This is a genomic window from Parashewanella hymeniacidonis (assembly GCF_016900895.1).
GTDB lineage: Bacteria > Pseudomonadota > Gammaproteobacteria > Enterobacterales > Shewanellaceae > Parashewanella > Parashewanella hymeniacidonis.
This window is the reverse complement of record NZ_JAFEUN010000031.1, coordinates 25,400-39,928: the sequence shown is the minus strand read 5'-3', so window position 1 is coordinate 39,928 and position 14,529 is coordinate 25,400. Positions and strand designations below refer to the sequence as shown.

The window sequence follows — 14,529 nt, the reverse complement described above, 5'->3', positions numbered from 1 at the left end:
GGAGAGCATTTTTAGCACCAAAAACGACCAGAAACCGTAGGTTCACTATATCATTTCTGGTCGAAATTGAATGTATCAAAGAGCTATATTGTATTAGCGATCATAATTTTAGGTGTTTTTCATGGTCGACTAAATATGAAAACATACCCGTTTCTGGAGGGAGTGACATTACATTAGAGAATGCTAAAAAGGTTAGAAACTTTTTCTCGAGCTGCGACAATGAGACCGTTGTTATTCATTGCCGATCAGCGAATCGAAACGGAGCAATAATGGCTTTAGCGGCTTTTGCATTCGATGGTAAAAATAGTGAAGAGGCCATTTCAATCGGCAAGGACTGGGGTCTCGAAAAACTTGAAAGTAAGGTTAGATCAGAGTTCGAACACATGAGCTCAACCAAGCACTAATATGAGAATGTATTTTGTTTTTCTCTATGTTTTGTACTTTTTAGCAACCACAGATTTTGGGTATTCATGAAAACTAAGCCAACTCAGTTTATCTTCAGCTTGCTCTCTAAGCTTTGAATATTCCCAGGCTAACGTTCTTATATCTTTTTTCAGAGTGACTATTAACTGTCTTTGCTTTTCATCTGCGTCACTCTTTGTTTTCTGCTTTACTCTTATTTCATTGCCCGTTAATGCCCCGTTGCTTCTTAACTTGTTAAGAAAAACTTGTTTTAAACCTAAATTATCTCGCACTTGATCTAAAGCAGTATTAAAGTTTTGGCTACCCGTTCCATAAGCATTAATACTTCCCAATGTTAAGAAACATTTAAGCACTATATCGAGTTTTTCTAAAGATGTTGCAAATGCTGCAGCATACTGAAATGCGTTAATCTCCAGATGCCCCGATTCTGATAGCGATATCGCACCACTCCTTATAATTGTTTGGCAGGTAGATGCGGGTGTTTCTGCATTCGTAAGTGCAATTTCAAGTGGGTTTGCTATATCTTTAGCAAACGTTTCACCACTAAGTTCACTTAAATTCCATATCAAGTGAAATGTCGCTTCATCAGAGTTATAAGCTGCACAATGAAGAAGGCCTTGTCCACTCGAATTACTTGCACCGACTTTTGCGCCACAATGACGCAGCGCATTAACACAATCAGAGTCACCATGCATCGCAGCGTATAGTAATGGGGTATTACCATCCACGCCTTTTACTTCCAATAGTTCAGAGTTACCCTTAGCAATAGCGCCCACGGCTTTTGATTTAAAATGCTTGATTGCAAACTCAAATGGATTCAAATCTAAATAGTGATAACGTAGTTCCGGATAATCACTGCCGGATACAAAACGATCAAACCTTTGTCGAGTTTCTATATCAACTTCCTTCTTAATCATATAAGTAATCGCTGACTCAAACTCATTAAGTAGAGCAAGATCTAATACTGATAAGCTGACAAAGTTTTTGCTTTCTAATAACTCTTTTTTACTTTTTGTCTCTCCAAATATGGGGTGCTGCAATCGAGTATCATAGTCACCAAGCACCTTCATAAAAACGTTAAAAGATAAACTTTTCGCCGCTTTATGTGCAATATTCTCCTGTCGCCTTTCATCTACGTTACAAGACAAATTGGTATAGGGCAGCAGCTTTTCATATCCAGCTAGAAAGCCATTTACAACACAGTGAGCAATAGCTTTTTGCCCATCAGGGCTCACAAAGTTTGGGTTGGCTTTATTGAGTAATAGTAAATTGAAAAACTCGATATTCTTAATTTTTGCTGCCACGATAAGAGCACCATCTCGCAGTGATGGAGAGCATTCTTTCCAAAAGTTTATATTCACCTCTGATATCAGCTGCATCAGGTAAAAATCTGACTCAGTTTCATTGAGTCGTAAAGGCACTCTCACCCTCTGTGTTTCAGTTTCAACCGGTTTAACTTTATAAAGCTGGCGGGCACACTCTAATGACTTATCATCAATAAAAGGTTGGTTGTCCCCAACCGCTTCTCTTCCCCAAGTAAAATAGAAGCTTTGTAACAAAAAAATGAGCAACTCAGGATCAGTTCTCATTTGAGATTTACAAAACTGTTGTGCGTCACCATACCACCTACATTCAGTGATTATTTTGTTGGTCACTTCTCTATGATTTCTATCACGCGTTTTTTCTGAAATGTTCAGTTTATTTATACGTGATAAGAGCTGAAGAAAACGTGTGCTCCTTTTAACAGCACTGTCTGACTCAGATTTATCTATATTTTGAAGATCTCTGTTCACTGTTTTAAACAGCAGTTGCTCAAGTGTTGGATAGAGAACATGTTCTGGGCCCACAGGGAGTGCGTTGCATAGGCTTTCTGGTGTTAAAGAACCATCATTCAAAAACTGTGTTAACTTTTGCTCGATTTCAGATAGACACTGTTGGCATACTTCAGGTAATTGGTATTTCAGACACCGTATGTTAATAATCTGAGTTAATGTTGTAACTGAACCCGTATTACAAATATCTGATTGGGTACATTTTATATATTCAGTTTTTAACCAACTGAGTGCTAAAGCAAACCACTCATGCTGATATGAACTGTCTAATAAACCATCTTTTAAATAAATGCTTTCTGAAATTGAAGTATCTTTTTTATAAAGCAGTGAGAATACTGCACAACACCGTTCTAATCTGCGTTGTTTAAAAGCGTCACAGCCAGAATAAACATTATCTTTTAAGGTTTTAGCTAAGCTTTTGATATCCGTCTCATCAGACCTCTCTATACCTTGCAAAGCAACTTCATTTTGTATTTCCTGTTTTAACTGCTCATAACTCAACTGTTGTAGCTCATCCTCTGAGTAAGCCCAAGGTTGTTGCTCTTGTAATTTTGTGAGTTGCTCTATAACTCTTTGTTTAACATCGGCTCGAATTATTGCATTTTGGTCATCAAAGGAGAGGCCATCAAGCAATGTGTTTAACTCTTGGATGGACTTGGTTTTTGTGATGGCTTGTAGGTAAATATCACGCCTCTCCCTTTCATCAGTGATCACGGTATTGATCACGGCTCCACAAGTTAACTCAGACACTTCATTGTCTGAAGAAGAAATTACATACCACACCCCTAACAACTGGCATAGTTGCTGCTTTAGCCCTTGACCAGTATTGGAAGCGCCAACACAATAATAATTCTGATAATTTTCAGTCGAAAATCGAGTATCAGTAAAAACGCCTAAGTCACGAATTAATGCTATTTCTCCATTTAGCCCTACAGTCTCACTAATAGCTTGATTTAATTGCCTTACTAGTAAAGAAACTTGTCGACCGCATGAAAACCAAACCGATTGATTTTCTTCTAGATTTTGTATTATTGCCAACACTTTTTTATTTTCATTTTGTTCAAGTCTTTGCTTTGGCTGCTCTGCACTAAGACCGCACAATTGTGCCAAACGGTATTCAGCCCAAGCACTTTCTGTCGCAGTTAAACGATGACCTATAAGATGTTGCTTCATTTGATGAAAAATGCGCTCCCTAACTTGTCTCAAATGTCCAGAATAGCCTTTTCTAGCACAGCTCAATGTTAAAAGTGCAAGGTTGCCGGCTGGAAATGGTTCACCTGTGCACCACTGAGAAATTGCTAACCTCTTAATATCATTTGAGATGCTCTCATCCGATAAATGCATCAGTATTTTTTTGAAGTTCGCCTCAAATGCAGCCAATTTCTGACTATCGACTTTTTCTATATCCACTTTTTTTATTGTCTCTCTCAAGATCTTGATCTTAGTGACATGGACTTTTTTGATCGCTTTGGGCAGCTTTTGAATCAAATTAGCTAAGTCCCTATGCGCACCTTCTTTAATTTCAGACTTACCTATTTTTGGCGATCCCAGCGGTATAACCTCATAACTTGCTATGCACCTCTGATCAATTTCCTCCTTTGATAGATTCTCTTGCTCATCAGTGGTATCTTCCTGAATACTGCTGCTTGAATGAGTTAGACTTGCACGAGGTGAGGAAGTAAGAGGTTTTGGTTGCTCGGGGGAATTGCCACCTTTATAATGGCTTTCTGTCGTTTGTTCATCGCATGAACTTTCATCAATGCCATTTTCTGATTCCATGGACCTTATCTGTTCTTCGCTGCTGGATTTTTGTTGTTGAGCTCTTTCAACTTCTTGAGCAAGAGAATTATTGTCACTTTGTCCTATTTTTTCCCCATGTTCTTTAGAGGTAAACTGATGATCAGTTAATGTTTTAGCCCCCTCTCTATTATCACTTTCTAAAAACTGACTCATTGTCTCAGCCTTGGTTTCACTAACTGTATGTGCCTCTCGTGAACGCAAAAAATCCATTTCTTGTAATTGGGTTTTACGCCCATTTTCTGCCTGATTGGCATAAAAATGTTCTTTTGAAGATGCATCATTAAGTTGATGACCAAATAAAGTAGAAAGTGACATGAGTGGTGTATCTGAATTCATTTAGTCAAATAGTAATATATTATTACTCAACGACTGCTGAACAAGACGCTATTAGATATACTTAAATAGCTATTGCTATATTATGAATTCTGATACCAGTACCAGCTGAAAAAGCGACGCTAAGCAATAGTTCTGCTCGCTAATCAGAATGAATTTGAAGGAAAGGAAAAGATAATGTCATCGTCAACATCAACATCAACATCAACATCAAATATGCATTCGATTATCATCAACTCAAGCAGCTAAAATGTTAAATTAATTTACGAAAAAAAACCAGACGATAATTTATTGTCTGGTTTTTTGTTTCAACTACATAACAATTATTGTTTATATTAGAGGCTGAATCTAAATCGCCTTACTCTGTGTTGAAAATAGTTTATTTAGATGACTAAACTGAACGATTTCTGCCTTGTTCAACCTAGAAAACTCAGTTGGGTACGTTCTCAAGCGCAGAAAAAATTGTCGGTAGCAAGGCAGAACGTGCAGCAAGTAGTTAATCTACTTGCAAATGTTCTAACGTAGATAACGGCAATTTTAGCCAGCTTGTGAGCGTAGAGCGATTCACCCAATAGGTGATAACAGTTAATCAGATTATTTTCTTACTTTCATAAGCTTAAAAAGTGATTTAGCGTTCAACTGAGTTTTTTAGGTTCAAGGCGATTTATTGCTCAGCTGAATTATAAAACAAAGATAAACAGTCCTAGCTTTGTAAAAGCTTAAGCGGTAATGACATCAATTCATCACCCGACATGGCACAATACCAAATGATCCCAATAAAGCCTGCAACAGTTAACAAATACCAGATAGCAGAAAAGATTTGCCCATAACGGTCGAGCGGTAACAAATGGCTTTGATGACGAGTACGCCACTCAAACACAATTTCAATTGAACCAATTGCCAGTAAGAAACCAAATAGGGTTAAGCCAAAGTAGTAACAAATGACAACACCCAACATTGCACCAGCAACACAAATGACTAATCCTGTGACACTGTTCATCGAGAAGCTGATACTTTTAATTACATGACCACCATCCAATGGCAATATTGGCAGCATTTGAAATAGATTCAGTAGTGCACTCAAAGACGCTAAACCGGCAAAGAATATATTGCCGGTAATCATATACCCTAGCAAGAATATGACTGACAATAACAACCCAAAAGTGGGCCCCATAATAGAGATAACAATGTCTTGCCAGCGAGTATTTACCTTCTCATCACTAAGGGCCATTCCTCCCATAAATGGGATTAAATAAAACCCTTTCGTTTTCATACCAAAGTATTTCATGGCCTTAACATGGCCATACTCATGCACGACCAAACAACCGATTAACGCTAAAGCAAACTGGAATGAAAAAAGCCATGTATAAGCTGCCAAACTGGCACCTGCCAATACCACTTTAATCACTTTAGCGCTTTTAAGTAGCTTTAAGCCCAATGATGCCAAGCCGATTAAACCCGGTTTGCGTGCTTCTTTTCTCGGTGCTACTGGTGTTTGCTGCTCAATATCCTTGGTATTTCGCTCACCATTTTCAATGAGCTGATCGTCCACCAACAATTGATAATCAATATTAAAGGGTTGCCATTTAACATCAAACTCAAGTTTTACTTTAATCACTTGGGGCTCAACGCTGTGTTCTTCAACGTCAATGTGCGGCTGCGAAGTCAGTTCAAACTCATGTATAAACTTACCTTCATTTCGTTCATCAGCGTTACGGCCAGCTACAAGTTGATCATTCCAAAAGATTTGCTGCCATCCTGCAAGAGAAGCTTCTAACCTTAACGGTTTCCCTAAGCAATCGATATTCAATAGTTCCATTGGTTTGCTCTATTTCCTATTGAGGTAAATTTTATATTTATTGTTTTCAGCACAAACATTTACGTCGCCAAAATTCGTTGCTATCACTTCTGAATATGGAAGATGACGATTTGCCACAATTTGGAATACACCACCTTTCTTGAGAGAATCAGCGCTATTTTTCACGAAGCGCTCAGCAATGTCTGTGGTTGCTTTCAGCCCATCATGAAATGGTGGGTTAGAGATCACAGCGTCAAATTTACCTTCAATGTTCGAATAACCGTCTGAAGCATAGACATTCGCTTTAAATCCATTTGCCGTCATGGTCATTTCACAAGACGCTAATGCCATCGCGTTAATGTCAACACAATCGAGTTGCAGCTCTGGGCATTCCTTTAGTAAAGCCGCAGTAATTACACCGGCACCACAACCAAAATCTAAGGCTCGACCTTTCACCTTTGCTAGGTTCTCCAATAACAACTCTGTACCTTTATCCAATTGTTTTTGGCTGAACACTCCAACCAGATTACAGATTTTTATCTCACCTTGAGGTGTTTGTAAGTGATATTCAGTAACCCAGTCTTTAAGCGCCACTGGCGGCGCTTCACTTTCCAATTCTGCAGCATAAAGCAGGCAGTGTCGGGCATTATCTATTTTATTCGCCTTTGAAAAATAGTCAGGAAGTTGTTTCGGAACCGATTTCACACCGCCTTTGTTTTCACCAACAATAAACAGCTCACCACCTTCTAATAAGTGATTTGCGGCCAGCTGATTCAGATACTCTGCGAGAGGTTTAGCTTTAGGGTAGTAAATGACAACATAATCAAATGCCTTTTTATCTGACAACTGATGACCGAATTGGCAATCGACGTGTTCAGATTGATGATGTTTCACGGCTAAATAATGGTTATAGTCCAAGGCTAATGAAGTGATACGCTCTGCGGTATGCTTCAACTCATCGAGTAACTGATCAGACTCATGGTTAAGTAACAATACGCTCTTATTCTTAAAATATTCTTGATTTCGACTGATCAATTGAGAAGGATTAGTTAACACACACGCCTCTAGCTTAAAGAAAAAACGGCTGAATTATATCACCGATAATTATTGAATACCGACTTTGAAAACCTCAGACAGCATACTCAGCTATCGCACTGAAATGAAAATAACCTTAGAACCTAATATTTAAGTATTTTAATTGAAATAGCTCAAAATACGTATCGGCTTTACGGCCGCTTTGTCTATTAAAGCAAACTGCGTTTAATTAGGTTAGTTTTATTGAAAGACTGGATATTTACATCATGTAATTAAGAATCAACCATCGAGACTGTTCGAGTATACGCCTGACAAATATTATGCTCACCATTATGCTTCGCACGTTTGAGTGCCACTTCGGCATTATCCATAAATTGCGAGAACGTTTGTCCTTCATGATAAACTACGAGCCCCACACATACGCCATCAGAAAGCCCATGTTCATTGAGCCTCTTCATGATATCCAATGCAAACTGATGAGCTTCATCGGCACTCGTATTAGGCAATATGATCATCAATTTACCTAATTGCCACTGCGCTAATTGATACGCTTTGGGTAGCTCAAGCAACAAACGCATTTCGATATCTTGCTGACGCTTTTCAAGTTTGTCTCTGTCACTAATGTGACTGAACACGCCATCTGGCATTATTTCCATGAGCATCATACTGGAATGAAGTCGCTTATGAATATCAAGGCTCTTAAAGTAGCGTTCGACATCCGAATAGCTTACAAGAATCGCACTTCTGAACGGAATTGACTCTCTAACTTTAGGACTACTTTTGCCTTTTTTAACAGGCAACAACGTGCAAATAAGATGTTCGTTATCGGAATTTTCAGCCGTATAGTTATTCAGTAAAATATCCACATTGATCAAACTGCCATCGGCAAGCATCGATAAGTGGCCTTGCCACGAACCTTTTAAGGATATCTGTTGCTGGATTTGATTCCACTGAGGTTCAATCTCAGCGCCAAAAAGCTCGATTAAGGTTTTATCTGTCGCACCACCTAAACGTAGGAAACTATCAAATTGATTATTCACTTTGATAAGATGACCTCGAGTATCGATCAAGGCGACAGGGACTGCCGAGTCAGACAACTTCTTTAACAAATATTCACGTTCTTGAGATTGAACAAGCGCACTGTTGTCATTGAGATTAATAATGGCAAAGCCTTGCTCTAAATATTGAGAGTCTGGCGCTATTTTAGCATCGACATCAATGATTCCTGAGCCATATTGGCGCAAATCAAACTTTCCTGACCAGTTTTTTTGAGCCAGAAACTCATTCCTAAACAGCTGAAATTTATCAGTCTCAATATGGAATACTCGAGCCAAAGTACGCTCAATAAGTTTATCTTTTGAAATATTTAATATGGATGCAGCGGCTCTATTCGCTGCAACGATACGGCCATTATCACCCGCTATGAGTACACCGTGATTATCGTTAAATAAACTGTCTACCAGTTCAACATTGTAGCCACGAGCTCGCTTTTCAAGCTTAAATAAATGCCCCAAAATGATCACCGCACCAGCAAGGATAGTCAGTAAAGAGATGGCGATGATCATCAATTGTCGCCAATGGGCAAAACGAGCCACAATGCCTTTATCCAATACGAATGAAACCAAATAATAATCTCTATCAATATTATCTTGGGCGGTAAGATCAATTTTTAAGAATACAAACGTCGCATCAGAACTATGAAACTGGCCAAACTTAGTCAATACTATCTCACGCCAAACTTGAGGAAGTGCTTGTGCAAAACTGCCTCCGATCCCAATTTGTGCCTGCGCTTGTTGTATTTTGTCAATACCACTACCTGTATACAATGCGCCTTGTGCGTCAAGCATAATGAACGATGACTTATTGATACCGATATCTGGTTTTATTCGTTGTAAAGTACTGTTCAACGACATGAAGGTCACTAGAAACCCTTGTTTCTTCGCTGACGGGTTGTCAATCCAAGACACTTGGTACCAATACGGTTCAAGGCGACCATTTATGGGAGCAAACTTAATATCGGAAGTAAAAACATTATTACCGCTGTAAGCGGTTTTGTTATTGATAACCTCGGCTGGCAGACGAATGATAAAACTGTTAGTCGAACTAGAAGAAACCAAATTACCTTGAGCGTTAAATAAGGCGATTTCCAATAGGTCATGAATATTGGCAGTAAGGTTATTCCAGCTCTTAAGCATACTCTGCTTTTGTTCCGCTGACGGTGATTCGAGGTAATGTGTTAGCGACTCACTTTGAGCAAACGTCCTTGTACGAAATTCTTGAAAGCTTACCTTATCAGAGAGCATGGTTCCGAGTGTTTGTAACTCACCATACCTCTGCGTTGCCCAATCATTTTGCAAACGACGCTCACCGACATTGATGATGATATTCGTCAATAACACCATTCCTAATAACAACATAATCAACTGGCTTGCGAGCGCAAGCTTACGTTGATAAGACCAATTAATGCCTTGAGCTGAAAAGAGTAATGATTTGAGTTGAGGAATTGTGCCGTTTGTCAGCATGGGTCTGCAATGTATTAGAAACTTACAAGCATCTTAACATATACCCATATGATACTTGAAGATGCATGTTTCAGGACTTTTTCAGCGCCAATTCTTTGAGGCGCATTAGCGAAGGAGTATCGGGATTCTTTCGAGCTAATGTAACAAAGAAGAATTGGCGCTGAGAAGTCCACGAAGTGCGAGTTGCACAGCTTGTTACTCTTCGTTGCCAGTGCTAACAATAGCTCACTATTGCCGCACACTGTCGCCTTGATTAACAAGTTGTGCATTCTCGCTGAAATCGAGCATCTTCAGGTATCATGGGTACATAACCTTTGAATTGCAGTCGAAAAGAAAGGGAGCAAGCATGCCCCCTTTGATGCTTAAACCTGCTTAGGTTGCCACCACCAATGAAATACCTTAGAAGATACTCGCTTTGTGTCTTCTAAAATAACATAGAGCGACGGAACAAGAATCAGGGTAACAAAAGTAGCAAATAGAATACCGAAGGCGAGCGATACAGCCATCGGGATCACGATCTTAGCCTGTAAACTGGTCTCCAACATGATGGGGGCCAAACCAATAAATGTGGTTAACGAGGTTAAGATAATGGCTCTAAAGCGACTCACGCCCGCTTCAATCGCCGTATCTTTAATGGATAATCCTTGCTTTCTGGCCTTATTAATAAAATCCACCATGACCAATGAGTCATTCACAACAACCCCTGATAACGCCAAGATCCCATACAAGCTGAGGATATTAAGCGGAATACCTATCAACATGTGACCAAACACGGCACCGATAATTCCAAACGGGATCACCGACATAATGATCAATGGTTTCGAGTAAGATTTTAATGGAATCGCCATCAGTGCATAGATGGTAAACAGAATAAAGAAAGCACCTTTAAGCATGGTGTATAAGGCTTCTTGCTCATCTTTACTGGCACCGTCGAGTGTAGTAGAAATGCGCTGATACTTTTGTGCAAGTATCGGTAAAAACTCTTTCTGAATTTCACCAGTAATTTTCGAAGGCTCAGCTTTGGTTTTATCAACACTCGCCACTACGGTAATTGCTCTCTTACCATCAACACGGTTAATCGAAGAAAAAGATTCCCCCGTCTCGATTTCAGCAACATTGCTGAATGGAATCGCAACACCTTGTGGCGTACGGATCATCATACTTTCTAGATGACCTAACGTTTTGCGTTCCTCTGATGGGTAGCGCACCATCACTTTAACTTCTTCTTTATTACGAAGTATTCGCTGTGCCTCATAACCATAGAAACCGTAACGAACTTGCTGCGCTAAGTCAGACAAGCTCAACCCTAGAGATTCTGCTTCAGGTTTAATGTTCAAACGAATCTCTTGGCTTCCTGATGATAAGTTATCACTGATGCCATATACACCTTGGTAAGTCGCCAGCTTTTGTTTCAGCTCATTAGCAGCCTTACTTAACTCACCTAGATCCGTAGCAGTTAACCTAAAGGCAATATCACCACCGCCACCCGCACTGGTGCTGCCATTCATATCGAGCTTTTTAACGGCAACAAAGTCTGGCAGCTGGTTACGCCAAACTTCGACGATTTCGTCACTGGTTGCCGTTCGATCTTCACCTTTAGTAAGTTCAGCAAAGATAAAGGCATTAGTGCGATTGTTCATATCAATTTGCGAGTGCAACAATACAGGCTGCCCATATTGGCTCTCTAACTTTTCACTCGCTCGGTATAATGCATCTTCAATTTCTTGAACCACTTTCAAGGTATGGGTTTCAGCAGTGCCATTTTCCATCTCCAATTGCACTTGAACAAAGTCAGATGGAATATTTGGGAAGAACACCCAACGCACTTTGCCGCTCTCGAGTAAGCCATAGGTAATAACCAGTAAACCAATAAAGGTCATTAACACGCTATAACGTACATTAACGCACTTACCAATAAATGGACGGTACTTTTCTTGAATAAAACGCTGTAAACCATTATTAAATTTATACTTTATGCGGCTAAACGCATTATTCGGTGCCTTTTTAGGCTTCATTTTCATGTGCGCTAAATGGGCTGGCAGAATCCACTTTGACTCCACCAATGAAAATGCTAAACATAAAATGATCACTAAGGCTATTGACATCGGAATCACACCAAACGGCCCCGGCGTCATCAACATTGGAATAAATGCGACAATCGTGGTCAATACGCCAAAGGTCGCTGGCATTGCGACTCTGTGAGCACCTTTAATTACATTTTCAACCGAGTGACCATGAGACTCTATCTCCGTATAAACACTCTCACCAATCACAATAGCATCGTCGACCACAATCCCCAGCACCAATAAAAAGCCAAACAAGGTGATCATGTTCAGGGTTAGATTAAATGGATCAAATGGCATCAATAACAACGTACCGAGGAAACAAATTGGGATCCCGAGCATCACCCAAAAGGCGAGTTTTAAATCCAAGAAAAACGCCATCAGTAAAAACACCAATAAGGCGCCCATGACCATGTTGGAGATCATCATATTCAGACGTCCCTCAAGGTAATGGGTTAAGTCTCCCCAATAACCTAGAGTGACGGCTTTTGGTAAACTGGCTTGCTCATCGGCGATGTATTGCTTGACCTGGCTGGCGATGGTTACTGCGTTTTGGTCATCAATACTCAGCACTTCGATAATTGCTGCGGGTTTCGCATCAAAACGAGTATAAAAAAGCCCTTCTTGGAAGCCGTCTTTAATGCTCGCCACCTGCGGTAACATGATGCGGCTACCATCTGGTTGAGTTGCCACAACAATGCGCTCAAAGTCACTTTGTGTATAAGCTTGTCCCTTGGTTCTGAGTAAAATGTCTCCATCTTTCGCTCGAATAGCACCACCGGGTAAATCTACCGAAGAGTTCTGAACTGCCTGTGCAACATCAACAAAACTTAAGCGGTACTCTTTCAGTTTATCTTCAGAAACCTCAATGCCGACTTCGTAATCAGGCATACCACGGAGTTTAACTTTGGTCACTGCAGGTAGGTTGGCTAAGTCATCACGGACTTTTTTAGCAAACTCTTTCATATCCGCCTGGGTCATCTCACCAGAAACGGAAACCCATATGACATTGTTTTCTGGTTTTTGGCGATAAATATTCGGTTTTTCAATGTTGGCAGGAAAAGTAGCAATGGCATCAACAGCCAATTTAACCTCATCCATGACATCTTGAACTTCATAGCCTGAAGTCACTTCGATATTAACCGAACCGACGCCCTCGCCCGCAACGGAAGTCATTTTTTCGATACCGGAAATATCTTTAATGGCTTCCTCAATTTTAATAACAATACCTTCTTCAATTTCTTGTGGTGCCGCACCTGGGTAGGCAACCGAAACATTAAGGTAATTGAGTTCAAACGTCGGAAAAATTTCTTTATTGATCAATTTGGCACTGAATAAACCACCAATGATCAATACCCACATTAATAGGTTTGCAGCAACATTGTTATAGGCAAACCAAGCAATAATTCCTTTTGGCTTATCCATTAGTTGTTTTCCTGCTGCGTCTCTTTGGTGCTATCTTCTTTGCTTATTTCACCAAGAACTTCAACCTCTTGGCCGTTAGCTAAACTGGTGAATTGTGTCAGTGATACTCGATCTCCGGTCTTGAAGGAATTTTGAATATAGACATTCTCAGCATCACTACGGACAGGTAAAACACTACGCATTTCAATTTTGTTTTCAGGAGTCACTACGGCAACTAAGCCATCACGAACGAGATGCCTAGGCAGTTTTACGGCTTGAGAAACAACTTTACCGGTAATATTTGCGTCGAGGAACGTACCAAATTGCAAAGGTAACGCATGCTCTTGTTGCTGGCTTTCTCGTTGGTAAGGATCTTGAACTTCTGCAATCAAGTAAGCCATACGGCTTTTTTCATCAACAATGCCTTCACTCCGCGTGATACGACCTTGCCAATACTGACTTTTCTCGCCCAATTTGCTCATCAGTTCAACGTCAATATTTGGTGATATTAAAGACTCTAAATGCACGAGATCGTGAGTCGAAATAGGCAGTCTTATCTCTGCGACTTGAGTATCAAACAATTGACCAATCTCACTGCCCGTTGACACAAACTGCCCTAAATCAGCACTTCTTGCTTTAACAATGGCATCAAAAGGCGCTGAGATAACCGTTCGCTCAAAGTTACGCTTTGCTTTTTCTAACGCCGCTTTCGCCGCTTTAACATTGGCTTGTTCACGCTGCAGTTGCGGTTTGCGTAAACCAAGACTCGGTGGAGTGCCACTGTCGTAACCTTTAAATTCGACTTTTGCGACTTCACCTCGAGCCATCTCTTCATCAAGAGATGCTTGAGCTTGAGCAAATTGAGCTTCGGCTTGAAGCAAATCTGCATGGTAATCCGCTGGATCGATTTTCGCGAGAACATCCCCTTTTCTCAAAAAACCACCACTCACAAACACTGGCGAAAGTTTGATAATTCGACCACTCACCTCTACAACCACTTTTGTTTTGTATTTGGGTTGTGCGACACCGTAAGATGGAATAATTAACGCTAATGATTGTGGCGATATTTCCATAACTTCAACAATTGGCAGTGCTGGTTTTTGTGCATCTTGTTTTAGTTCTGGCTTACTTGGATTTAATAAAATGAAAACGATTACTGAAAAAATGAAAATCAAAAGTGGTGACAAACGTCTTAACCACAAAGTGTAACTACTCATGAGGCCTTGTTATCCTTCTCAGGGCAAAATCTTCCTTAAACTACCAGAATAATTGTTAATAAAATACGACTAAATGTTAATAATATTGAAATAAAATTTATA

The 14,529-nt window shown here is 40.0% G+C and carries 7 protein-coding genes; 1 reads left to right on the top strand and 6 read right to left on the bottom strand.

Features of this window, described 5'->3' with window-relative positions; all coding sequences use genetic code 11:
• A partial coding sequence (locus tag JQC92_RS08240) for a protein-tyrosine phosphatase family protein (protein WP_476739467.1) occupies positions 1-404 on the top strand: 404 nt, incomplete at its 5' end.
• Positions 405-428: 24 nt separating this feature from the next.
• Here JQC92_RS08240 and JQC92_RS08235 read toward each other — a convergent pair.
• The 6 genes from JQC92_RS08235 to JQC92_RS08210 all read right to left on the bottom strand — a co-directional run bounded on the left by JQC92_RS08235 (position 429) and on the right by JQC92_RS08210 (position 14,427).
• The gene (locus tag JQC92_RS08235; RefSeq protein ID WP_204999195.1) at positions 429-4,391 is read right to left on the bottom strand and encodes an ankyrin repeat domain-containing protein; all 3,963 of its coding nucleotides are present in this window, start codon (positions 4,389-4,391) and stop codon (positions 429-431) included.
• Between the two features lie 700 nt (positions 4,392-5,091).
• Positions 5,092-6,207 carry a site-2 protease family protein gene (locus JQC92_RS08230; protein ID WP_204999194.1) on the bottom strand — a complete coding sequence of 372 codons (1,116 nt, stop codon included), beginning with the start codon at positions 6,205-6,207 and terminating at the stop codon, positions 5,092-5,094.
• A 9-nt stretch (positions 6,208-6,216) separates the two neighbouring features.
• Positions 6,217-7,242, bottom strand: coding sequence for a methyltransferase (locus tag JQC92_RS08225; protein WP_204999193.1), 1,026 nt, complete (start codon positions 7,240-7,242; stop codon positions 6,217-6,219).
• A 251-nt stretch (positions 7,243-7,493) separates the two neighbouring features.
• Positions 7,494-9,743, bottom strand: coding sequence for a PAS domain-containing protein (locus JQC92_RS08220; RefSeq protein ID WP_204999192.1), 2,250 nt, complete (start codon positions 9,741-9,743; stop codon positions 7,494-7,496).
• A 362-nt stretch (positions 9,744-10,105) separates the two neighbouring features.
• Positions 10,106-13,231 carry an efflux RND transporter permease subunit gene (locus JQC92_RS08215; RefSeq protein ID WP_204999191.1) on the bottom strand — a complete coding sequence of 1,042 codons (3,126 nt, stop codon included), beginning with the start codon at positions 13,229-13,231 and terminating at the stop codon, positions 10,106-10,108.
• The gene (locus tag JQC92_RS08210) at positions 13,231-14,427 is read right to left on the bottom strand and encodes an efflux RND transporter periplasmic adaptor subunit (RefSeq protein ID WP_204999190.1); all 1,197 of its coding nucleotides are present in this window, start codon (positions 14,425-14,427) and stop codon (positions 13,231-13,233) included. Before JQC92_RS08210 ends, JQC92_RS08215 begins: the two co-directional genes overlap by 1 nt.
• Between the last annotated feature and the right edge of the window lie 102 nt (positions 14,428-14,529).